Genomic DNA, 22,024 nt, shown 5'->3' with positions numbered 1-22,024 from the left:
CGCCGACGGCCCAAGGGGCCGCGTACCCTCGTTCACGTGCCCGTTTCCCGCCTCCACCGCGTAGCCGTCCTCGTCCTCGAAGGCGCGAAGCCGCTCGACGTCGGCATCCCGGCGCAGGTGTTCACGACCCGCGCGAGCATGCCGTACGAGGTACGGGTCTGCGGCGCGGCGCCCGGACCCGTCGCGGGCGGGGACGGACTGTCGTACCACGTCGCCCACGGCCTCGACGCCCTCGCCTGGGCCGACATCGTCTTCGTCCCCGGCTACCGGTTCCCCGACCGCGAGGACCCGCCGCAGGCCGTCGTCGACGCGCTGATCGCCGCCCACGACCGGGGCGCCCGGCTGGCCGCCATCTCGACCGGCGCGTTCGCGCTCGCCGCCACGGGTCTCCTCGACGGCAAGCGCGCCACCACGCACTGGCACTACGCGCGGGCGCTCGCGGCGAAACGGCCGCTCGTCCGGGTCGACGAGAACGTCCTGTTCGTCGACGAGGGCAGCGTCCTGACGTCGGCCGGCGCCGCCTCCGGCATCGACCTGTGCCTGCACATCCTGCGCGGCGACCTCGGCGTGGCCGCCTCGAACCACGCGGCCCGCCGCCTCGTCGCGGCCCCGTACCGCAGCGGCGGCCAGGCGCAGTACGTACCGCGCAGCGTGCCCGAAGCCCTCGGCGAACGGTTCGCCGCCACCCGCGAATGGGCGCTGCACCGGCTCGGCGAGCCCCTCACCCTGGAGATCCTCGCCCGGCACGCGGCGGTGTCGGCGCGGACGCTCTCCCGCCGGTTCGTCGAGGACACCGGGTACACGCCCATGCAGTGGGTGATGCGCGCCCGCATCGACATGGCCCGCGAGCTGCTCGAACGGTCCGGGCGGGGCGTCGAGCAGATAGCCGCCGACGTCGGCCTCGGCACCGGAGCGAATCTGCGGCTGCACTTCCAGCACATCCTCGGCACCACGCCCAGCGAGTACCGGCGGACGTTCGCCCAGGGCGAGTAACGCCCCCCCCCTTTTCCCTCGCGTGGCACGCCCCTTTCCCCCTGCCTGGCGCGCGCCGGGCACCCGTCTGGCATACGGCTGGCGCGATCCTTGCGGACCGTGGCGATCACGCCGCTGTCACGGGCGGATTTCGTACGCGAGTCTGAAGCGCAACGGAACGGAACGGAAGGGACACCGCTCATGACTCGCATCGCGATCAACGGATTCGGCCGCATCGGACGGAACGTGCTGCGCGCACTCCTGGAGCGCGACAGCGACCTCGAGGTCGTCGCCGTCAACGACCTCACCGAGCCGGCCGCCCTCGCGCGGCTGCTCGCCTACGACACCACCTCGGGCCGCCTCGGCCGTCCCGTGACCGTCGAGGGCAACACGCTCGTCGTCGACGGCCGCCGCATCCAGGTCCTGGCCGAGCGCGAGCCGGCGCAGCTGCCGTGGGCCGAGCTGGGCGTCGACATCGTGCTCGAGTCGACCGGCCGCTTCACCTCGGCCAAGGCCGCCCGCGCCCACCTCGACGCGGGTGCGAAGAAGGTCCTCGTCAGCGCCCCGGCGGACGGTGCCGACGTCACGCTCGCGTACGGCGTCAACACCGACGCGTACGACCCCGAGCTGCACACGATCGTCTCGAACGCCTCGTGCACGACCAACGCGCTCGCCCCGCTGGCCGCGGTCCTCGACGAGCTCGCCGGCATCGAGCACGGCTTCATGACGACGGTCCACGCCTACACGCAGGAGCAGAACCTCCTGGACGGCCCGCACCGCGACGCCCGCCGTGCCCGCGCCGCCGCCGTCAACATCGTGCCGACGACGACCGGTGCCGCCAAGGCCATCGGCCACGTGCTGCCGAACCTCGACGGCAAGCTGTCGGGCGACTCGATCCGCGTACCGGTCCCCGTCGGCTCGATCGTCGAGCTCAACACGACCGTCGCCCGCGACGTGACCCGCGAGGACGTCCTGGCGGCGTACCGCGCCGCGGCCGAGGGCCCGCTCGCCGGCGTCCTGGAGTACTCGGAGGACGCGCTGGTCTCCGCCGACATCGTGGGCAACCCGCACTCGTCGATCTTCGACTCGGCCCTGACCCGTGTCGAAGGCCGCCACATCAAGGTCGTCGCCTGGTACGACAACGAGTGGGGCTTCTCGAACCGTGTGATCGACTCGCTCGAACTCCTCGCCGGCTGACCACAAGCCACCGGCCCGGCAGGCCCGCACACCTGCCCGGCCCCCCCCTGAGAGCGCTCCGGCCCGGCCGTCCCGTAGAGGACGCCCGGCCGGAGCGCTCCGCCATGTGTGGTGCGTTGCGGTGCGGGTCCCGCTCGCTTGATTGGGCAGACGCCCAATCCCGCCCCGACAGCACTGGGCTCCTGCCGGGAGACACCCGTGTCGGCGAGCCCGACCATGGGCACTGGCCGCGATTGCGAGGACGCGCAACGCGCCGTACCCATGAAGGAGTTCCTATGTCAGGGAGATTCAGCCGGACGCTCGGCAGCGCCCTCCTCGCCGTCGTGCTCGCGGCCGTCGCCACGCCGGGCACCGCCGGCGCGGCGGAGGCACCGACGGGCAGGATCGCGTCGCTCGGCACCGACTGGGGCCAGCCCGGCCCGTACGAGGTGAACGTCGACATCGGCGTCGTGCACACCTTCTACTACCCGCGGAACATGGGGCAGTCGGGAGAGCGCCACCCGGTCGTCATCTGGGGCAACGGCACCGGGGCCGTGCCCGGGATCTACAGCTCGCTGCTGCGGCACTGGGCGAGCCAGGGCTTCATCGTCGCCGCCGCCAACACCCCCACCTCGAACTTCGCGATCACCATGCGTTCCGGGATCGACGTCCTGGAGCGGTGGAACGCGGACAGCGGCAGCCCGTTCTACGGGAAGGTCGACCTCGAACACATCGGCTCCGCCGGGCACTCGCAGGGCGGCGCGGCGGCGATCAACGCCGCGATCGACCCGCGCGTCGACACCGCCGTGCCCATCCAGCCGGGTCCCCTCGCCAGCGCCGACCTGATGGACGAACCCGTCTTCTACCTGGCCGGTCAGCGGGACCTGACGGTGTGGCCCGCCCTCGTGAAGGCGTTCTACCGGGACTCCTCCCACGTCCCCGCCGTCTACGGCGAGGTCCGCGGCGCCGGTCACCTCAGCTCCATCGGCGACGGCGGCGACTTCCGGGCCCCGACCACCGCCTGGCTGCGCTTCTGGCTCATGGGCGACGAGCAGGCCCGGGGCATGTTCTTCGGCCCCGGCTGCGGCTACTGCGTGGACGACGACCTCTGGTCCGGCTGGGAACGCAACACCAAGGCCCTGCAGATACCCGGTCCCACGGCCTGACGCGGAGCCGCGTGCCGACGTGGACCGCTCGTGAGACCCGTCCCTCCCGGGGCGGGTCTCACCCGTCGAGGAACTCCGCACACCGGTACGGGCCCAGCACCGCCCCCTCGGCCGCCCGCACGGTGACCTCGACGTCGTCCGCACTGACCTTCGGGTCGAGGACGGACTGGGCGCGTGCCAGCGTGCACACCAGCTGCCCCGTGCCCTGGTCGTGCCCCGACAGCGGATACGCGCCGTCCATGCGGATCGTGACGCGGGCACCCGTCCCGCTCACCGTGTAGCCGCCCAGCTCCTGGACCAGCGAGGTGAGCCCGTCGCGCTGCTCGGCGGGCCCGGGGCCCTGGGCGAGGAGCTTCATCACGGAGTTGAGGTCCTTCAGCTCCCGGTCGAGCAGCGGCACCCCGCGCAGACCGCTGTCCGAGGCGTAGTACAGCCGCATCCCGCGCGTCAGCCCCGACGCCGGCTCGCCCGCGCCGATCACCCCGGTCGGCTGGACACCGCAGCCGACGAGGGCGAACCCCGCCGTCGCCAGCACGGCGACCGCGGCTCCCTGAGGGATCCTCACTCCGCTTCCTCTCCGGTACGTCGCTCGCCCGTGCGCCGCCGCAGGGGCAGGCGCAGCGTGAACACCGCGCCGCCACCCGGCCCGTCGGCCGCGTCGATCGTGCCGCCGTGCAGCCGCGCGTTCTCCAGCGCGATCGCCGTGCCGAGGCCGCTGCCCTGTCCGCCGGCGTCGGCCGCGCCGCGCGTGCGGGCCGCGTCCGCCTTGTAGAAGCGGTCGAAGACCCGGTCCCCGGCCCCCGGCGGCAGCCCCGGACCGTGATCGGCGACCGCCAGCGTGACGCACTCCCCGTCCTCGGCGACGGCCGTCCCGAGCGTCACGGTGACCGGCGGGGCCCCGTGCCGCAGCGCGTTCCCCACGAGATTCGCGACGATCACGTCGACGCGGCGCCGGTCGACGCTCGCCCGCACGCCCTCGGCGAGCTCCGTCCGCACCCGGTCCGTCCAGCCGCGCAGCGCCAGCGACGCCCGTACGGCCTCGGCGAGGTCCGTCTCGGCCGCGTTCAGCCGCACCGCGCCCGCGTCGAAACGGGAGATCTCCATCAGATCCTCGACGAGCCGCGCCAGCCGGGCCGTCTCCGCGCCGACCGTACGGGCCGCGCGCGCCGCGTCCGGCGGCAGCTGGTCGGCGTCCTCCTCGAGGACCGTCGCCACCATCGTCATCGCCGCGAGGGGCGTGCGCAGCTCGTGCGACACGTCCGCCACGAAGCGGCGCGCCTTCGCCTCCTGCTCGCGCAGCTCGGCGTCGGAGGCCTGGAGCGCGTCGGCGGTGTCGTTGAACGTCCTCGCCAGGTCGGCGAGTTCGTCGTGCCCGGTGACGGCGACCCGGCTGCCTAGATCCCCGGCCGCGAGCTCCCGCGTTGCCCGCCCCAGCTCCCGCACGGGACGCAGCACCGTCCGTGCGGCGAGCAGCGCCAGCACGGCGGCGAGCAGCACCACCGGCAGGACGCCCGACCGCACGGAGTCGAGCAGGGCGGCGGTGTCGTCGCGCTCGGCCCGCAGATCGGTGATCGCGAAGACCTCGAGGCCCGAGGTCCTGCGGTCTCCGTCGGCGTACGTCACGGGCATGCCGACGACCAGATAGGGCTCGCCCCGCCACATCACCCGCTGGAAGCGGGCCCCGGTCCCGGTGCGCACGGCGGTGCGCAGTTCGGCGGTGATCCGGCCGTCCGTGTCGGCGAGCGAGTCGGAGACGGCCACGAGGTCCTGGTAGCGGGCGACCACGATGCGGGCGCCGATGCCGTCCGAGACCTTCGCCGCGAAGCGGGACAGAGAGCGCTGGTCGGGCGGGACGTCGAAGTCGGCGGCGACCGCGGTGACCCGCTCCCGCAGGTCGTTCACGGCGGCGTTCTGGGTGCGCTGGAGAACGGCGGTCCGCGCGTCCCGGTAGGCGAGCGCGGTCGCGGTCACGGCGCTGACGAGCGCGACGACGACGAAGGCGACGACGAGCCGGGTACGCAGCCCGCCGACGAGCCGGCCGCCCCGCGACCGCCCGGACCGTCGCCTCACAGCGGCCCGAAGCGGTAGCCGAAGCCCCGCACCGTCTGCACGTACCGCGGCTTCGCCGGTACGTCCTCCAGCTTGGCCCGCAGCCGCCCGACCGCCGCGTCCACCAGCCGGGAGTCGCCCAGGAACGTGTGGTCCCAGACGGACGCGAGGAGCTGCTCGCGGCTGAAGACCCGGCCGGGGGAGGCCGACAGCTCCAGGAGCAGCCGGAGCTCCGTGGGCGGCAGCGCGATCGGGACGCCGTGCTTGGTGACGGTCAGGCCCGCGCGGTCGATGACCAGTCCGGCGGGGTCGCTCTCCGCTCCCCGCACGGGACCGGAGGGCTCCGCCCGCCGCAGCGCGGCCCGGATACGGGCTTCGAGGACGGGCGCGGTGACCGGCTTGACCACGTAGTCGTCGGCGCCCGCCTCCAGGCCCGTCACGATGTCCCGGTCGTCGCCGCGCGCGGTCAGCATGATGACCGGCAGGGTCGTGGTCCGGGCACGGATCCGGCGGCACACCTCGAAGCCGTCCATGCCCGGCAGCATCAGGTCGAGCACGGCCAGCTCGACCTTCGCACCGCCCGGGCCGTCCAGCAGGGCGAGCGCCTGCTCGCCCGTGGCCGCCGTGTCGACGGCGTACCCGTGCCGGCGCAGCACGAGCTCCATTCCGTCCCGTACGGACGCGTCGTCCTCGATGAGCAGTACATGCGGCATGGGAACGATTATGGGCATCCCGATCGCCGATCAGGCGCCCGGGGAGGCGACGGATCCGCAGGTCCGGGGCATTGTTACGTTCTCATCATGTGGCCATGGACAGGTCATCACGTGCCATGGCGAGGGTGGAGCCCATGAAGCCCACCACGACCTCCCGTGCCACGGCCCGGCTGCGCCTCACCGCGCTCGCCGCGCTCCCCGTCCTCGCCTTCACGGCGGCCTGCGGCGGCGGCGACAATGCCGGCGGCGCGGAGAAGAACGACGAGATCGCCTCCGTGCCGGAGACCCCGTCCGCCTCGCGGTCCGCCTCGGCCGACGGCGGCGGCAGCGCCCCGAGCACCGCGCCCGCCGGGAAGAGCGCCTTCTACGACGCCCAGCTGACGTACGTCCGGTGCATGCGCACCAAGGGCGGCTACAAGGACTACCCGGACCCGAAGCTCAGCGGGCACCTCGACTGGTCGAAGATCGAGGAGATCTCGTCCCGGCCCGGCCAGAACGAGGCCGCCAAGGGCGGGAAGAACGGCGTCTGCGCCCCCGAACTCCAGCGGGCCATGCAGGCCGAGCCCAAGCGCGACCAGCAGAAGGACTACGAGTCGATGCTCGCGCACGCCAAGTGCATGCGCGACAACGGCGTCTCCCGCTTCACCAACCCGACCATGAGCGGCGGCAACGCCCAGCCGGGCGGCGACCCCAACCCCGCCTCGCCGACCATCGACACGCACTCGCCGGCGTACAAGCAGGCCCGCGAGGCGTGCAAGACGAAGCTGCTCGACGGTCTGGACGGGATGCAGTGAGGCGCCGCTCGGCCCTTCTTGCGCTCGGCGCGACGACCGTCGCCGCCGCGGTCACCGGGGGCGTCCTCGTCCTCGACCGCGGCGGCGAGACCGGCACGTCCGGCAAGAGCGGCGACCTGCCGCCCGCCACCGCGACCGTCGTCCGCACCGACCTCGTCCGGTCCAAGACGGTCGACGGCACGCTCGACTTCGCACAGCGCCGGACCGTCAAGTCCGCCGTCGAGGGCACCGTCACCGTGGCCGCCCCCGAAGGGAAGACGCTGACCATGGGGCAGGCCCTGTACGAGCTGAACGACAAGCCCGTCACCCTGCTCTACGGACCGGTCCCCATGTTCCGCGAGATGAAGACGGGCGACCGGGGCAGCGACGTCCTCCAACTGGAGCGCAACCTCCGCGACCTCGGCTGGGGGGCCGGCCTGTACGTCGACACGCGGTACGGCAAGGACACCGAGGCCGCCGTCAAGCAGTGGCAGAAGTCCCTGAACCGCGAGCCGACCGGCAGGGTCGGGAAGGGCGACGTCGTCTTCCAGCCCGGCAAGGTCAAGGTGGTCTCCGCCGACGCGGCCCTCGCCGACCAGGTCGCCCCGAACGGCCCCGTCCTGACCATCGCCTCCACCCAGCCCGTCATACGGGCCCAGCTGGACCAGTCCGACGGGGCGCTCACCTCGCGCGGCACCAAGGTCGAGGTCACCCTGCCGAGCGGGAAGACCGCGGCGGGGCGGGTCGCCGGGACCGTGCGCCCCGAGGAGTCCGCGGCGGGCGGCGGTGCGGGCGCCCAGGACGGCATCACCGTCGAGGTCGTCCTGGACGGCGGAGTGGGCGCGGCGACCGGCGAGGACGCCAAGGCGTCGGCGAGCGTGAGGTTCGTCAGCGAGGCGCGCAGGGGAGTCCTCGCCGTCCCCGTCGAGGCGGTCGTCGCCCTGCGCGGCGAGAACGGCGGCTACGGCCTCCAGATCGTCCGGGGGACGGGCACGACGACCGTGCGCGTGGAGACGGGCATGACCGCCGACGGACAGATCGAGGTCAGCGGCCCGGACGTGCGCGAAGGCCTGAAGGTCGGGGTGGCGGCATCATGACGCCGACCCCGGCGACCGGCGCGACGCCGACCCCCGCGACCGGGACGAGCGGTGCTCCCGTGATCGAACTGCGGGACGCCGGCAAGGCGTACCCCGGCGGCGTCCACGCCCTGCGCGCGGTGAACCTCACCGTCGAGGAGGGCGAACTGCTCGCCGTCGTCGGCCCGTCCGGCTCCGGCAAGTCCACGATGCTCAACGTCATGGGCACCCTCGACAAGCCCACCACCGGCACCGTCCGCGTCGCCGGGTACGACGTGTCCCGGCTCTCCGACTCCCGGCTCTCCGCCCTGCGCGCCCGGCACATCGGCTTCGTGTTCCAGCACTTCCACCTGGCGGCGGGGCGCGACGCCGTCGACAACGTCGCCGACGGGCTGCTGTACGCGGGCGTACCGCTGAGGGAGCGGCGGACGCGCGCGCGGGAAGCGCTCGCCAGGGTCCGTCTCGACCACCGCGGCTCCCACACGCCCAACGAACTGTCCGGCGGCGAGAAGCAGCGCGTGGCCATCGCCCGCGCCCTGGTGAAGGAGCCCCGGCTGCTGCTCGCGGACGAACCGACCGGGGCGCTCGACAGTGCGTCCGGCGAGATCGTCATGGAGTTGCTGCACGAGCTGAACGCCTCCGGCACCACGATCTGCGTGATCACCCACGACCAGGAGATCGCCGACTCGCTGCCGCGCCGGGTCCGCTTCAAGGACGGCGAGATCGTCTCGGACACACGGTCCGGATCCGCCGGGGAAGGGGCCCGCTCGTGAAGCCCGAGAACCATGGCCTCAAGCCCTCCCGCCTCTCTCCCGGTGACATCCTCCGCGTCGGCGCGGTCGGCCTGCGCGCACGCCGCGCACGCGTGGTGCTGTCTGCGCTCGGCATCGCCATCGGCATCGCGACGATGGTCGCGGTCGTCGGACTCTCCGAGTCGAGCCGCGCGGACCTCATGGCCCGGCTCGACCGCCTCGGCACCAACCTCCTCACCGCCGAGGCCGGCAAGGACGCCATGGGACAGGAGATCAGACTGCCCAAGAACGCGGTCGCGATGGTCGAGCGCATCGGGCCCGTGCGGCACGCCACGGCCACCGGAGACGTGGACGCCCGCGTCCGCCGCAGCGACGTCGTCCCCGAGGAACGCACCGCGGGCGTCACCACCCAGGCCGCGGGCATCGACCTGCTGTCGGCGCTCGGCGGCGAGGTGGCGAAGGGCGTGTGGCTCGACCCGGCGCGAGAACGGCTCCCGGTGACGGTCCTGGGCGCGGTGGCCGCGGACCGTCTCGGCATCACCCGCACCGGCGAGACGATCATGATGAACGACACGCGCGTGGTCGTCGTCGGCATCCTCGCGCCGCTCGAACTGGTCCCCACCCTGGACCGGGTGGCCCTCGTCGGATTCCCCGCCGCCGAGCACTACTTCGGCTTCGACGGCCATCCCTCGACCGTCTTCGAGCGCTCTACGGACGCCTCGGTGGAGGACGTACGGGCGGTCCTGGCCCGCACCATCAGCCCGGGTGACGAGGGCGGCGTCAAGGTGTCCCGCCCCTCGGACGCGCTGGCAGCCAAGGCCGCCACCGACGAGGGGCTGACGACCCTGATGCTCGGGCTCGGAGCGGTGGCCCTCCTGGTCGGGGGAGTGGGAGTCGCCAACACCATGGTGATCTCCGTCCTGGAGCGCCGCCAGGAGATCGGCCTCCGGCGCTCGCTCGGCGCGACCCGCAACGCGATCCGGCTCCAGTTCCTGACCGAGTCGCTGCTCCTGTCGGCGCTGGGCGGCGCGACGGGCGCGCTGCTCGGGGCGTCGGCGACGTACGTCTTCGCCCGGGTCCAGGGCTGGACGGCCGTGGTCCCGCCCTGGTCGCTGGCGGGCGGCCTGGCCGCGACGCTCCTCATCGGGGTGGTCGCCGGCCTCTATCCGGCGATCCGCGCCTCGCGCCTGCACCCGACGGTGGCGCTGAACGCGAGCTGAACGCGGGCGCGTCCCGGCACCGAAGGAGCCGGGACGCGCCCTGAGGACCGGACGGTGTGGATCAGGCGATGTCGAACCGGTCCAGGTCCATCACCTTGTTCCACGCCGACACGAAGTCGTGCACGAACTTCTCCTTCGCGTCGTCGCTCGCGTAGACCTCGGCCAGCGCGCGCAGCTCGCTGTTGGAGCCGAAGACCAGGTCGGCGCGGGTGCCGGTCCACTTGACCTCGCCGGTGGCGGAGTCGCGGCCCTCGTACGTGGTCGCGTCCTCGGACGTCGCCGTCCACGTCGTCCCCATGTCGAGCAGGTTGACGAAGAAGTCGTTCGTCAGGGAGCCCGGGGTCGTGGTGAGGACACCGTGCGCGGACTGCTGGTGGTTCGCGCCCAGGACGCGGAGGCCGCCGACGAGGACCGTGAGCTCGGGCGCGCTCAGGGTCAGCAGGTTCGCGCGGTCGATCAGCAGGTACTCCGCCGGGAGGCGGTTACCCTTGCCGAGGTAGTTGCGGAAGCCGTCGGCCTGCGGCTCGAGCGCGGCGAAGGACTCCACGTCCGTCTGGTCCTGCGCGGCGTCCACGCGGCCCGGGGTGAACGGCACCTCGACGTCGAAGCCGCCGTCCTTGGCCGCCTTCTCGACGGCCGCGGAGCCCGCGAGCACGACCAGGTCGGCGATCGAGACCTTCTTGGTGCCCGCGGCGTCGAAGGAGGCCTTGACGCTCTCGAGCGTACGCAGCACCTGCGCGAGCTCGTCCGGGTTGTTGACCTCCCAGTTGCGCTGCGGCTCCAGGCGGATGCGGCCGCCGTTGGCGCCGCCCCGCTTGTCGCTGCCACGGAAGGAGGAGGCCGAGGCCCAGGCCGCGGAGACCAGCTGGGAGACCGTGAGGTCGGAACCGAGGATCTGCTCCTTGAGGGAGGCGATGTCCGCGGCGTCGAGCGTCTCGCCCTCGCGCGCCGGCAGCGGGTCCTGCCACAGGAGGACCTCGGAGGGGACCTCCGGACCGAGGTAGCGGACGGCCGGACCCATGTCACGGTGCGTCAGCTTGTACCAGGCGCGGGCGAAGGCGTCCGCGAACTGCTCCGGGTTCTCGTAGAACCGCCGCGAGATCTGCTCGTACGCCGGGTCGAAGCGCAGCGACAGGTCGGTGGTGAGCATCGTCGGGAGGTGCTTCTTCGACGCGTCGTGCGCGTCGGGGATGATCGCCTCGGCGTTCTTCGCCACCCACTGGTGCGCACCGGCCGGGCTCGTGGAGAGCTCGTACTCGTACGCGAAGAGGTGCTTGAAGAAGTCGTGGCCCCACTGCGCGGGAGTGGTGGTCCAGGTGACTTCGAGACCACTGGTGATCGCGTCGGCGCCCTTGCCGGTGCCGTAGGAGTTGGCCCAGCCGAAGCCCTGTGCCTCCAGGGGCGCGGCCTCGGGGTCGGCCCCGACGTTCTCCGCGGGGCCGGCGCCGTGGGTCTTGCCGAAGGTGTGGCCACCGGCGATGAGCGCGACGGTCTCCTCGTCGTTCATCGCCATGCGGCGGAACGTCTCGCGGATGTCGCGGGCCGCGGCGACCGGGTCCGGGTTGCCGTTGGGGCCCTCGGGGTTGACGTAGATGAGGCCCATCTGGACAGCGCCGAGCGGGTTCTCCAGCTCGCGGTCACCGGTGTAGCGCTCGTCGTCGAGCCAGGTGGTCTCGGGGCCCCAGTAGACGTCCTCGTCGGCCTCCCACACGTCGGCGCGCCCGCCGGCGAAGCCGAAGGTCTCGAAGCCCATCGTCTCCAGGGCGACGTTGCCGGTGAGGATCATCAGGTCGGCCCAGGAGATGTTCTGGCCGTACTTCTTCTTGACCGGCCACAGCAGACGGCGGGCCTTGTCAAGGTTGCCGTTGTCCGGCCAGCTGTTGAGCGGCGCGAAGCGCTGCTGGCCGGCGCCGGCGCCACCGCGGCCGTCGCTGATGCGGTACGTACCGGCGCTGTGCCAGGCCATCCGGATCATGAGCGGGCCGTAGTGGCCGAAGTCGGCGGGCCACCAGTCCTGCGAGGTGGTGAGCACCTCGGCGATGTCCCGCTTCACGGCGGCGAGGTCGAGGGCGTTGAACGCCTCGGCGTAGTCGAACTCCGCGCCGAGCGGGTTCCCCACGGCGGGGTTCGTGGCCAGGATCTTCAGGTTGAGCCGGTTCGGCCACCACTGGCTGTTGCCGCCGCCCTGGGTCGGGTGCGCGGCGCGTCCGTGCGCGACCGGGCAGCCACCGCTGCCCTCCGCCTGCGCGTCTCCGACGATTGCTTCATGGTTCTCAGACATGCGGAATCCTTCCGGACCTGGCGAATCACGGTGCTCAGGAAGTGTGACGACACGCGCGGGATGGTCCGTCACGTCGCCGTCTCCCGCCGTGCTGGAGCCTTCCTGCCCCTTGGCCGTCAACAGAACAGATCCTACGATGGACCTAGTCCAAGTCAAGAACCCTGCCAAACACTGTCCGACGGCTGGCGCGCCGAAGAGGTGAGTAGACATGAGTGACCTGCTCGAGCGACTGCGAGCGCGAGGCTGGCGGATGACGTCCCAGCGGCGTGTCGTCGCGGAGGTCCTGGCCGGCGACCACGTGCACCTCACCGCGGACGAGGTGCACGCCCGGGCCGTGGTCCGGCTGCCGGAGATCGCGCGGGCGACGGTCTACAACACGCTGGGCGAGCTGGTGGCCCTGGGGGAGGTGGTGGAACTGTCCACGGACGGACGGGCGAAGCGTTACGACCCGAACGCGCACCGGCCGCACCAGCATCTGGTCTGCTCCGGCTGCGGCGTCATCCGTGACGTCCACCCGACGGGTGACCCGCTGGCCGTCCTCCCGCCCGCGGAGCGGTTCGGCTTCACCGTGTCGAAGGCCGACGTGACGTACCGCGGACTCTGCCCGGCCTGCGCCTGAGCGGGCGCCAGGGAACGCAGGGGAAACGCGGAGGAGCCCCTCCACCGGTGGACGGTGGAGGGGCTCCTCCGCTGCGTGTGCGCCGCGGTCGGGCGGCGACTGCGCGGCGACTACTTGAGGACCGAGAGGGCCTCGTCGTAGCCGGGCTCGTCGGCGATCTCGCCCACGAGCTGCGCGTGCAGGACGGTGTCGTTCTCGTCGAGGACGACGACGGCGCGCGCGGTCAGACCGGCCAGCGGCCCGTCCGCGATCTCCACACCGTAGTTGGTGTGGAACTCGCGGCCCCGGAGCGTCGAGAGGTTCTTGACGTTCTCGAGACCCTCGGCGCCGCAGAAGCGGGCCTGGGCGAAGGGCAGGTCGGCGGAGATGCAGAGCACCACCGTGTTCTCCAGCTCGCCGGCCTTCTTGTTGAAGGCGCGGACGGAGGAGGCGCACGTCGGGGTGTCGACGCTGGGGAAGATGTTGAGGACCTTGCGCTGACCGGCGTAGTCCTTCAGCGTCTTGTCCGCCAGCCCCTCGGCGACGAGCGTGAAGTCGGGAGCCTGGCTGCCGGGAACCGGCAGGGCGCCGTTGACCTGGACGGGGCTGCCCTTCAGCGTGACCTGGGCCATGGGAGATCTCCTTCGGACGGTGTGAGTGGCAACGCGGGAAATCGTACGGCGTGCGGACCTGCGCCGATGACACGGGCCATGGCGGCGGGCCGGGGAGCGCCGACCGGCGGCGTCCGGCTCGGGGGACTCCCGGCTATTCACGTACATGAATAGCGTTTCGGTCCAACGTCTCGAACGCCCTTGACGGCAATGGTTCAGACCTTTAGGTTCCCCACTCGACAGGCGTCCCGCGTTCACATACATGAAGAAGGGGTAACCCCTTGTCCACATGGCGCGATGAATCCCGTACGGCACGCATCCGAAGGCGTTCGCTGCTCTCCGCCCCCCTGCTGCTCACCGCCCTCCTCGCCACGCTGCTCGCCGGCCCCGCCGGCGGCCGTGCCGAGGCCGCCCCCACGACCTTCGTCCACCCCGGTGTCCTGGTCTCGCGGGGCCAGCTCGACTTCACCCGGGAGAAGGTCAACGCCGGGGCGCAGCCCTGGAAGGGCGCCTTCGACCAGATGATGGCGAGCAAGTACGCCTCGCTGTCCCGGGTCCCCAAGCCCCGCGCGGTCGTCGAGTGCGGCTCGTACTCCAACCCGAACCTCGGCTGCACCGACGAGCGCGAGGACGCCATCGCCGCGTACACGCTCTCCCTGGCCTGGTACATCACGCGCGACGACCGGTACGCCCGGAAGGCGATCGAGATCATGGACGCCTGGTCCGGTGTGATCACGGACCACACCAACTCCAACGCGCCCCTGCAGACCGGCTGGGCGGGCTCCTCCTGGCCGCGCGCCGCCGAGATCATCCGCTACACCTCCACCGCCTGGCCCCAGGCCCGCGTCGACCGCTTCAAGACGATGCTGCGCACGGTCTACCTCCCCGAGGTGACCAACGGCTCCCACTCCAACGGCAACTGGGAGCTCAGCATGACCGAGGCCGCGATCGGCATCGCCGTCTTCCTGGAGGACCGCGCCGCCTACGACAAGGCCGTGGGCAAGTTCCGCGGCCGCGTCCCCGCGTACATCTACCTCGCGAGCGACGGCGCCCTCCCGAAGGCGGCGCCGGGCAGCGGCCTCGACACCCGCGACGAGCTCGTCAAGTACTGGCAGGGCCAGACCACCTTCGTCGACGGGCTCACCCAGGAGACCTGCCGCGACCTCACCCACACCGGGTACGGCCTGGCCGCCATCTCCCACATCGCCGAGACGAGCCGCATCCAGGGACAGGACCTCTACCCCGAGGTCGCCGACCGGCTGCGCCACGCCCTCGGCCTCCAGGCCAAGTACGAGCTCGGCGAGCCGGTCCCCGGCTGGCTCTGCGGCGGCACCCTCCGCGACCACCTCGGGCCGGTCACCGAGGTCGGCTTCAACGCGCTGCACGACCGCATGGGGTACGCCATGACGAACACGCAGCGGCTCACCGAGGCCAACCGCCCGGCGGGTACGAACAACCTGTTCGTCGCCTGGGGCACCCTCACCCACGCCGCCAACCCCCGCTGAACACCCGGCGAATTCCCCTGAGTACGCGCTGAGTACCCGCGCCCGTCTCTGAGTACGACAGACAGCTGCTCGACGGGCGCGGGGCGTGCGACAGTACTCCGACGGAGCCCGGGGGGCTCCACGAGTGAGCGCGGGGGGCGACGGCCGTGGATCTGTTCGACGGTGAGCTGGGCGGAAGAGACGACAGCAACGTGGAAGCCGGGGGCAGTTGCTCCTGGGTCACCGTGGTGGTCATCGGCATCGTGGTCCTGATCGTGGTGCTGATGAACTGGCTCTGGGACCTGCTGCACCGCCTGATCTGAGCCGCCGGCACGCTGCTTCGAGGAGCAGCGGGTGACCCGTCCCGACGGCCGGCGAACCGGCGTCAGGACACGGACCTGCCGAAGAACTCCAGCTCCGCGATGGCCACCTGCTTGCGCGGGTCGGCCCGCCACGCCGTGCGGAGGACGAGGCGCACCGACAGCGCGTCACGCACCCGCAGGTCGACGCGCTGGGTGCCGCCGTCGTTGATGAGGTGCTGCGAGACGCGCGTCTCGCCCGAGGCGTCCTTGACCACGAGCTCGAAGGTGCGCGGGGTCGCCTGCCCGTCCGCCTGCGTCGTGTTCTTCGCGCTTCCCGGGGTGATCAGGACGCTCAGCAGATCGGTCGGCTCGGCGAAGACGGCCTCCAGGTACTGGCCCGCCGAGTCACCCGCGTAACCCGTGCCCCACCAGGTGTTGGAGTACCCGTCGCCCGCCAGCTTCGGGTCCTGCTTCGGCGCGGAATGGGAGGCCGCCCAGTTGACGGGATGGACCGGGACGCGCGTGGCGAAGTGGTCCTGGACCGCGCGGGCGGCCGGCGGGCCGCCGACGAACCCGCCGACGACGACCGCCACGACCGCCGTCGCGATCAGGGCGCGGACGATCCAGCGGCCCCGGTCGCGGGTGAGCCCGGGACGCCGGCCCGCGTACGGGCCCTCGGCCGTGGACAGCCGCTCGGGGACCATGGGCGTCGCGCAGTACCGGCAGAAGTGCCGGCCCGGAGTGTTCGCGAGCCGGCAGGCCGGGCACGGGGTGCCGCCCTCGACGGGGGCGGGCGCCGCGGCGGACCTGGTCGCGGGCCGCGCCGCCTCCGGGCGTGCCGGAAGCACGGGAGCGGCGACGGCCGGCTCCGCGGGCCGGCTCCCCGGGACGGGGACGAGGAGGGAGCGTGCGACCGTGTCCGAAGCCCCCTCGGACACCGGCCTCGCCTCGGACACGGCGGCGGGCACAGGCGCGGGCTCGGGTGCCGACGCGGTCGCGGACACGGGCGCCTCGCGGGACGGGTCCACGGCGGGCAGCGGGGCCGTGACCTCCTCGGATCCGGCGGCGGGCGCGCCTTCCCGGACGTCCGGCGCCTCCGGATCCGGTCCGGCCGCGGCGGGCGCCGGCTCCTCCCGGTCCGGGGCGGCGGCGTCCGGCGCCGCGGCGGAAGCACCGGCGGAAGCGCCGACGGGGGCTGTCGCCGCCGGGGCGTCCCAGCGGAGGAACGCCCCGCAGCTGTCGCAGAACGACTGGTCCGCTGCGCGGACCGGGCTCGCGCAGTCCGGGCAGGGGCGGGACAGGGACGCGTCACTCATGGGGGTCAGGCTCCTTCGGAAGTACGGGAAGTGGTCACCGAGACCGTGAACGGCAGGTGCGCGGGGCGGGCCGCGCCCACGACCGCGCGCAGCCGGTGCGGATCGACGGCGGCCGGGTCGGCGACCCGGAGGACGACGTGCAGCCCGGCCACGGGCGCCCCGGGGAACGGGCCGAGCGGGCGGCCCGACCAGCTCGCACCACCGCTCTCGGTGATCTCCGGCGGGACGCCGAAGGCGAGCCGGACCGCCGCCGCGAGACCCTGCCGGGTGCCGCGGACCCGGTGCAGCGCCACCGCGGAGGCGACCGCGTGGCGGCGCAGCGGAAGCGGCTCGGTGCCGTCCAGCTCCGCGCCGACCCAGGTCGCGAGGTAGTCCACGAAGTCGGCGGGGGCCAGCGCGGGCGAGAAGTACGCCTCCAGCGAGTCCAGGACGGTGAACAGCGGAGCGAGGACCACGTCCAGGCCGGCCACGAACCGCTGCCCGAAATCGTCCTCGGCGTAGACGGCGGGCAGCGCCGCCCCCAGCGGGTACGGGGTCGCGAGCCCGGGCACCGTACCCCGCGCGGACCCGCTCACCGCGCCTCGATCACACGCACGCGGTGGTCGAACGGGAAGAGCAGCGCCGAGGGCGACAGCTCGATCCGGTCCGTCGTGTCACCCCGCCGTCCCGTCAGCGGATCCGCCGGATGCAGCAGGACCTCGTCCACCAGCTCCACGCCCGGCACCCGCTGGAGCGCCGCGAAGACCTCTCCCGCCCGCAGCGGGCGCCCGAACGGCCAGCCCTCGCCGTGCGCCCCGCCCGTCAGCGGGTCCAGGTACGCGTACAGCATGTCCAGCGCCTCGGCCCGTACGCGCTCCGCCTCCGCCGCCCGGAACGAGTGCAGCGTCGCCACCACCGTCACCCCCTGGTAGAACGGCGGCCCCACGGCGAGCCGGGTGCCCAGCGGGCGCCGCTCGTCGAGGAATCCGGTCACCCGCGAAAGGAGCTCGTCGCCCGGCACGAGCTGCTCGAACCGCAGCCGCCCGCCCCGGTCCGGCACCGCCTGCGGCACCACCAGGACCCGGACCGCGTTGTCGCCGGCCTCGGCCGCGTCCGCCGCCAGACAGGCGATCCGCGCGGCCTCGGGCGCGGCCCGCCGCGCCAGCTCCTCGTAGTCGCGGGCGGTGACGGCCCGCTCCTGCGCCCGCAGGGTGATGGGCGCGCGGGCCTTGGCCTCCTCGACGGTCTCCCCGTCGACCCCGCCCCGCGCCGCCTCGCGGTTCTCCACCCGCGCGATGTACGGGATGGAGCTGCGGAGCACCGTGATCGTGGAGCGGGCCACATTGCCCGCCCGGCCGCCCCCGGTGCCGTACCGGGCGGCGCGGATCGCCGCGCCCTTCGGCGGCACGGCCCCGAACTGCCGCAGCGTGCCGTCCGGTTGGCGCACGCACGGGCCGAAGGCGATCTCGCCGGTCGTCGCGTCCAGCGTGCAGTGCCGGTCGCCGGGGCGCGAGGAGGCGAAGTCGCGGACCACGGTCCACTCCTGCCAGCCGCCCTCGGGATCCTCCTCGTCCACGTCGCCGCCCGCCCGCTCGGCGACCTGGAGGAGCAGCGGAGGCCGGTCCACGACCGGCGCGTGCGCGAGCCGCACCCGCTGCCCCGGGACGCCCTCGGACGCGCCCAACTGCTCGCTCCGCACCGTCTCGGCGTGCGCCGCGCGGACGGTGCCGCCGATGGTGAACGCGCCCGCCGCCCGTACCGTCGGCGACTCGCTGTAGGACGGCAGACCCTCGACGGGGTCCACGACACGACAGCGCACCCAGCCTGCCGCATGCCCGCCGAGCCGCGACACCGCGTGCCCCGACGGCATGTGCAGCACCACCTCGCCCGGCCGGTTCAGCCCGCCCGTGGAGTCCTCGTCGACCTCGCACACGGTCCAGCCCTCGGCCGCCGTCCACGCCTCCCACACGAGCGGCGGCCGGCGCGGGTCCACGCCGACGCCGTCGACGCGGCTGTCCAGGTCGAGGACGAGCACACAGTCCGGCACGGCCGCCGAAAGCCCGAGGAGCAGCAGGTCGCCGACGCGCGGCAGCGGCGAGAACGCGGGGACGTCCTCACCGCCCCGGAGGTCCTGCGAACGGTCCTCGGGCGTGCCCCCCGCCTCCTGCCGCAGGAGGTGCGTCAACTCGCAGGGCACGACGGTCAGATCGGCGCTCGTCGCGAAGACGACGGCCTCCTCCGTCTCCGTACGCCCGGTGGAGACCTCCGTGCCGGCGGGCAGCAGCACCGGCTCGGGCTGCGGCGCCGACAGCCGGAACGTGATGTCGGCACGGGCGGCGGACGGCGGGAAGAGCGTCACGCCCAGCAGGTCGAGGAAGGCCAGATGGTTCTTCTCCGGAACCCGGTTGAGACGGTAGACGAGCTGGTCCGCCATGTGCGCGACGGCCTCCACCAGCGTGACGCCAGGGTCCGAGACGTTGTGGTCGGTCCACTCGGGGCACGCCTGCTGGATGTAGCGCTTGGCGTCGTCGACGAACTGCTGGAAACGCCGGTCGTCGAGATGGGGTGCGGGCAGGGCCATGGGTGGCTCTTTCAGTCCTCGGAGGGGATGACGTAGAAGGGGAAGACGAGATTGCGCGGGTTGTTGGCGCCGCGCACCCGGTAACGGACGTCGATGTACAGCGTGGTCGGGTCCGTGGGCGCCGGGGCGACCGTGACGTCCTCCACCTCGATGCGCGGCTCCCAGCGGTCGAGCGAGGACATCACCTCGTACCGGACCCGGCCCATCGTCGCGTCGTTGACCGGAGAGAACACCAACTCGTGCACCGCGCAGCCGAATTCGGGCCGCATCGGACGCTCGCCCGGCGCCGTGGCGAGCACCAGGCGCATCGACTCCTCGATCTCGCGGTCGCGCCGGACGAGAGCGATCGAGCCGCTCGGACCGGTGCGCAGCGGGAACGCCCAGCCCGCGCCGACGAAGTGTTCGCTCATGGGTCGGTCCTCCTCAGAAGGGCAGGTTCGCCGCGATGGGGTTGGGCATCGGCACGGTCGAGGTGATGAAGGCGGGTGCGTTGACGACGGCCTGGGTCAGGGCCGAGACCTTGAACTTCGCCCCGGCCTTGATGTCCACGCCGAGCCCCGCGTTCAGCTGGATGCGCCCCTTCGCCGAGAGCGTCAGATCGGTCCCCGACTCGACCGTCACCCCCCGGGCCCCGGAGATCGTGACCGTCCCGTCGCTGTCGATGGTCAGGGTCGTCCGGGCCTCGTTCAGCTCGACGCTCAGTCCCCCCTTCGCGGTGCGCAGCCGGATGCCGTGCGAGGCACGCGTCCGGCCGCCCTCCTCGCGCAGCTCCACCGTGTGACCGGTACGGGACGTCATCGCCCGCCACTGCACCCGCCCGCTCGTCGGATCCACCGGCGGTACGCGGTCGGTGGCCGGGGTGTGCCGGTCGACGCCGTTGTACAGCCCCGCCAGGACGTAGGGATGCTCCAGCGACCCCCGGTCGAAGGCGCACAGGACCTCGTCGTCCACCTCGGGGAGGACGAGACCGCCGCCCCCGCGCCCGCCGAGCTGCGCGACCCGGCACCAGCCGCTCTCGTACGTCGCCGACAGCCACGGGAACCGCAGCCTGACCCGGCCCAGCGACAGCGGGTCCTTCGTGTTCGTGACCAGCGCCACCGCCACGCCCGGCATGGGCGGCGCCGGCTCGCCGCCGCCGGATGCCGTCCCGTACAGCGAACGGAACTGCCGCCCGGACACGGTCAGCCACGTGGTGAACTGCCGCCCCGAGGCGAAGACATGACGCACCCCCGTCGCCGTGTAGCGCCCCTCGAAGGGGAAACCCGCGCCCTTCACGGCCACCGGCTGCCCCGGCTTCAGCGCCGGATTGCCGGTGACGGAGACCTCCACCTCCGCGAACGACCCGGTGACGTCGTCCGCGAGCGCGGCGGCGGCCTGCGCCACCTCCGACTGCGTCGTGAACGGCGTGCCGGTCGCGGCGAGTTCCGCCGGACCGAAGGGCGCCGAGAGCTGCGCCGGGGTGATGTCGGACACGATGTCCCGGCTCGCCACGGCGGGCGTCGGCGAGGACAGCGCCTGCTTCGTGCGGGGGTCCCAGCCGCGCACGTCGACCTTGCCGACCTGCCCCGCGGCCGTCACCGACACCCGGCTGTGCAGGGTGTTGGAGCCGAAGTCCAGGACGTACGGACTCTGCGCGGCCGGCGTGGTGTCGGCCGGCGCGGAGGAGGCCGGGGGCAGCGCGGCGAACACGAGCCGGCCCGCCGGGTCGAGGGACAGCCGGACGTCGTTCTCGCGCGCGAGCCGGGACAGGAAGTCCCAGTCGGTGATGTTGGGCTGGGTCGCCAGCTCGTACACCGTCGGTGTGGCGTCGACCTTGCCGAGCGGGATCCGGTTCAGGGACGCGAGCTTCCGGACGATGTCCGAGGCGGTCATGTTCGGGTAGCCCTCGACGCGCCGGCTGCGCAGAAGGCGGTGACCGGGGTCGTACCCGCGCACGATCAGGTAACGCCCGTGGCCCGGCGCCGCGTCCACCTCGACGGCGGTGACCTCACCGGTGAGCATCGGCTCGCCCAGCCGGCCGTCGGTGAACGGGGACAGCACCGCCATGGCCCCGACCTTCAGATAGGGGAACTTCGCGGTGAGAGTGCCGTCCTTGTCGCTGAACGTCAGCTGGAAGGCGGAGGGGACGTTGACACTGGCATCCACCCAGCCCTCGGTGAGCCGGACCGCGAGCGGGTCCGGGAGCGGTGTGCCGTCGAGCTGCACGTGCAGGACGGTGGTGAAGGTCTTCTCGCTCATGAGGTGCCCTCGGTCTCCGGCGTTTCGGTGGTGGACGGGAGCAGCAGTTCCGTGCCGGGGCGCAGCCGCATCGGGTCGTCGATGCCGTTCGCCTCGGCGATGACCCGCCAGCGGGTCGCGTCCCCGTACTCCCGCCAGGCGAGGGAGGCCAGGGAGTCCCCGGCGACCGTGCGGTGCACGCGCCGCGCAGAGAGCGCGCCCGAGGTCGGGTTCTGCCCCTTGGTGGCGGTCGACACCTCGGTGAGGGAGAGCGAACAGGTGGCGCGGATCGGAATGCCGCTGGGGCTGAAGAGGGTGTACGTCGCCGAGACGGAGGTGACGTACGCGACGAACCGCACCGTCGAGAACGACCCCCAGGAGAACTTCACCCACGGCGGCGACGGCGCCTTCGCGCTGATCGACTGCTGCGTCACCTCGCAGCAGGACAGCAGCAGTTCCACCTGCTGCTGCACGTCGTTGGAGGTCGGGTCGCCGGAGCGGTCCAGGAAGACGTCCAACTGGAGCTTGGCCGGCTCGCTGCCGGTGAACTTCGGCGGCGCGCCCCGCGTGTACGCGACGGCCGGCTCGGTGTGCCAGTGCGCGGACCGGCTCAACTGGAGCTGGTCCGGGTTGAACTGGAACTTCACCTCGCCCAGCCTGCCGCCGATGGACCCGCCGAGATCGGTGGGCGGCTGATGGATGGCGAGCGAGGCGCGCGAGAGTCCGCGCGCGGCCAGGGCGCCCAGGATGCCGGCCAT

The 22,024-nt window shown here is 72.9% G+C and carries 21 protein-coding genes; 10 read left to right on the top strand and 11 right to left on the bottom strand.

From position 1 onward, the window contains the following. Positions 1–36: 36 nt before the first annotated feature. The 3 genes from ACFC0G_RS23925 to ACFC0G_RS23915 all read left to right on the top strand — a co-directional run bounded on the left by ACFC0G_RS23925 (position 37) and on the right by ACFC0G_RS23915 (position 3,314). Entirely contained in the window at positions 37–993 is a 957-nt protein-coding gene (locus tag ACFC0G_RS23925; protein WP_376406452.1) for a GlxA family transcriptional regulator, read from the top strand. A 180-nt stretch (positions 994–1,173) separates the two neighbouring features. Next, positions 1,174–2,169, top strand: coding sequence for a type I glyceraldehyde-3-phosphate dehydrogenase (gap, locus tag ACFC0G_RS23920; protein ID WP_376406450.1), 996 nt, complete (start codon positions 1,174–1,176; stop codon positions 2,167–2,169). Between the two features lie 275 nt (positions 2,170–2,444). Next, positions 2,445–3,314, top strand: a complete 870-nt coding sequence (locus tag ACFC0G_RS23915) for an acetylxylan esterase (RefSeq protein WP_376406448.1) — start codon at positions 2,445–2,447, stop codon at positions 3,312–3,314. 58 nt (positions 3,315–3,372) lie between these two features. Here ACFC0G_RS23915 and ACFC0G_RS23910 read toward each other — a convergent pair whose 3' ends face one another. Genes ACFC0G_RS23910 through ACFC0G_RS23900 form a run of 3 tightly spaced genes read right to left on the bottom strand, consistent with a single transcriptional unit; the run spans position 3,373 to position 6,076 of the window. After that, the gene (locus ACFC0G_RS23910) at positions 3,373–3,879 is read right to left on the bottom strand and encodes a hypothetical protein (protein ID WP_376406446.1); all 507 of its coding nucleotides are present in this window, start codon (positions 3,877–3,879) and stop codon (positions 3,373–3,375) included. Then, complete coding sequence (locus ACFC0G_RS23905; protein WP_376406444.1) at positions 3,876–5,384, bottom strand: ATP-binding protein; 1,509 nt, start codon at positions 5,382–5,384, stop codon at positions 3,876–3,878. Before ACFC0G_RS23905 ends, ACFC0G_RS23910 begins: the two co-directional genes overlap by 4 nt. Next, positions 5,381–6,076, bottom strand: coding sequence for a response regulator transcription factor (locus ACFC0G_RS23900; protein WP_376406442.1), 696 nt, complete (start codon positions 6,074–6,076; stop codon positions 5,381–5,383). The genes ACFC0G_RS23905 and ACFC0G_RS23900 overlap by 4 nt, the downstream gene beginning before the upstream one ends. Positions 6,077–6,210: 134 nt before the next feature. Between ACFC0G_RS23900 and ACFC0G_RS23895 the strand changes: the two genes are divergently transcribed. The 4 genes from ACFC0G_RS23895 to ACFC0G_RS23880 are packed head-to-tail and all read left to right on the top strand — an operon-like array spanning position 6,211 to position 9,897. Next, a complete protein-coding gene (locus ACFC0G_RS23895; protein ID WP_376406440.1) occupies positions 6,211–6,870 on the top strand; it encodes a hypothetical protein in 660 nt (219 codons plus the stop codon). After that, a complete protein-coding gene (locus ACFC0G_RS23890; protein ID WP_376406438.1) occupies positions 6,867–7,946 on the top strand; it encodes a peptidoglycan-binding protein in 1,080 nt (359 codons plus the stop codon). The genes ACFC0G_RS23895 and ACFC0G_RS23890 overlap by 4 nt, the downstream gene beginning before the upstream one ends. Continuing rightward, positions 7,943–8,698 (top strand): ABC transporter ATP-binding protein, encoded by a 756-nt coding sequence (locus ACFC0G_RS23885; RefSeq protein WP_376406435.1) that lies wholly within the window; start codon positions 7,943–7,945, stop codon positions 8,696–8,698. The genes ACFC0G_RS23890 and ACFC0G_RS23885 overlap by 4 nt, the downstream gene beginning before the upstream one ends. Beyond that, the gene (locus ACFC0G_RS23880) at positions 8,695–9,897 is read left to right on the top strand and encodes an ABC transporter permease (RefSeq protein ID WP_376406433.1); all 1,203 of its coding nucleotides are present in this window, start codon (positions 8,695–8,697) and stop codon (positions 9,895–9,897) included. Before ACFC0G_RS23885 ends, ACFC0G_RS23880 begins: the two co-directional genes overlap by 4 nt. A 61-nt stretch (positions 9,898–9,958) precedes the next feature. Here the strand turns inward: ACFC0G_RS23880 and katG are convergent, their stop codons facing one another. Next, positions 9,959–12,178, bottom strand: a complete 2,220-nt coding sequence (gene katG / locus ACFC0G_RS23875) for a catalase/peroxidase HPI (RefSeq protein WP_376406431.1) — start codon at positions 12,176–12,178, stop codon at positions 9,959–9,961. Between the two features lie 208 nt (positions 12,179–12,386). Here katG and ACFC0G_RS23870 point away from each other — a divergent pair, with 208 nt between their 5' ends. Then, complete coding sequence (locus ACFC0G_RS23870) at positions 12,387–12,797, top strand: Fur family transcriptional regulator (protein ID WP_376406430.1); 411 nt, start codon at positions 12,387–12,389, stop codon at positions 12,795–12,797. Positions 12,798–12,907: 110 nt separating this feature from the next. Here the strand turns inward: ACFC0G_RS23870 and tpx are convergent, their stop codons facing one another. Further along, positions 12,908–13,408, bottom strand: a complete 501-nt coding sequence (tpx, locus tag ACFC0G_RS23865) for a thiol peroxidase (RefSeq protein WP_376406428.1) — start codon at positions 13,406–13,408, stop codon at positions 12,908–12,910. A gap of 260 nt (positions 13,409–13,668) precedes the next feature. Here tpx and ACFC0G_RS23860 point away from each other — a divergent pair, with 260 nt between their 5' ends. Both ACFC0G_RS23860 and ACFC0G_RS23855 read left to right on the top strand, forming a co-directional pair. Next, entirely contained in the window at positions 13,669–14,892 is a 1,224-nt protein-coding gene (locus tag ACFC0G_RS23860; RefSeq protein WP_376406426.1) for an alginate lyase family protein, read from the top strand. A gap of 146 nt (positions 14,893–15,038) precedes the next feature. Beyond that, entirely contained in the window at positions 15,039–15,194 is a 156-nt protein-coding gene (locus tag ACFC0G_RS23855) for a hypothetical protein (RefSeq protein ID WP_376406424.1), read from the top strand. A 62-nt stretch (positions 15,195–15,256) separates the two neighbouring features. Here the strand turns inward: ACFC0G_RS23855 and ACFC0G_RS23850 are convergent, their stop codons facing one another. The 6 genes from ACFC0G_RS23850 to ACFC0G_RS23825 are packed head-to-tail and all read right to left on the bottom strand — an operon-like array spanning position 15,257 to position 22,024. Beyond that, positions 15,257–16,489 (bottom strand): zinc ribbon domain-containing protein, encoded by a 1,233-nt coding sequence (locus tag ACFC0G_RS23850; RefSeq protein WP_376406422.1) that lies wholly within the window; start codon positions 16,487–16,489, stop codon positions 15,257–15,259. A gap of 5 nt (positions 16,490–16,494) precedes the next feature. Next, positions 16,495–17,064, bottom strand: coding sequence for a phage tail protein (locus ACFC0G_RS23845; RefSeq protein ID WP_376406420.1), 570 nt, complete (start codon positions 17,062–17,064; stop codon positions 16,495–16,497). Further along, the gene (locus ACFC0G_RS23840) at positions 17,061–19,049 is read right to left on the bottom strand and encodes a putative baseplate assembly protein (RefSeq protein WP_376406418.1); all 1,989 of its coding nucleotides are present in this window, start codon (positions 19,047–19,049) and stop codon (positions 17,061–17,063) included. The genes ACFC0G_RS23845 and ACFC0G_RS23840 overlap by 4 nt, the downstream gene beginning before the upstream one ends. A gap of 11 nt (positions 19,050–19,060) precedes the next feature. Further along, positions 19,061–19,459 (bottom strand): GPW/gp25 family protein, encoded by a 399-nt coding sequence (locus tag ACFC0G_RS23835; RefSeq protein ID WP_024759521.1) that lies wholly within the window; start codon positions 19,457–19,459, stop codon positions 19,061–19,063. Positions 19,460–19,472: 13 nt separating this feature from the next. Next, positions 19,473–21,287, bottom strand: coding sequence for a VgrG-related protein (locus ACFC0G_RS23830; protein WP_376406415.1), 1,815 nt, complete (start codon positions 21,285–21,287; stop codon positions 19,473–19,475). Beyond that, on the bottom strand, positions 21,284–22,024 hold the full coding sequence (locus ACFC0G_RS23825) for a LysM peptidoglycan-binding domain-containing protein (protein WP_376406413.1): 741 nt from the start codon (positions 22,022–22,024) through the stop codon (positions 21,284–21,286). The genes ACFC0G_RS23830 and ACFC0G_RS23825 overlap by 4 nt, the downstream gene beginning before the upstream one ends.

The organism is Streptomyces sp. NPDC056169 (assembly GCF_042268445.1).
Taxonomy (GTDB): domain Bacteria; phylum Actinomycetota; class Actinomycetes; order Streptomycetales; family Streptomycetaceae; genus Streptomyces.
Note: the sequence above shows the minus strand (reverse complement) of the source record. Positions and strands in the feature narration are given on the sequence as shown.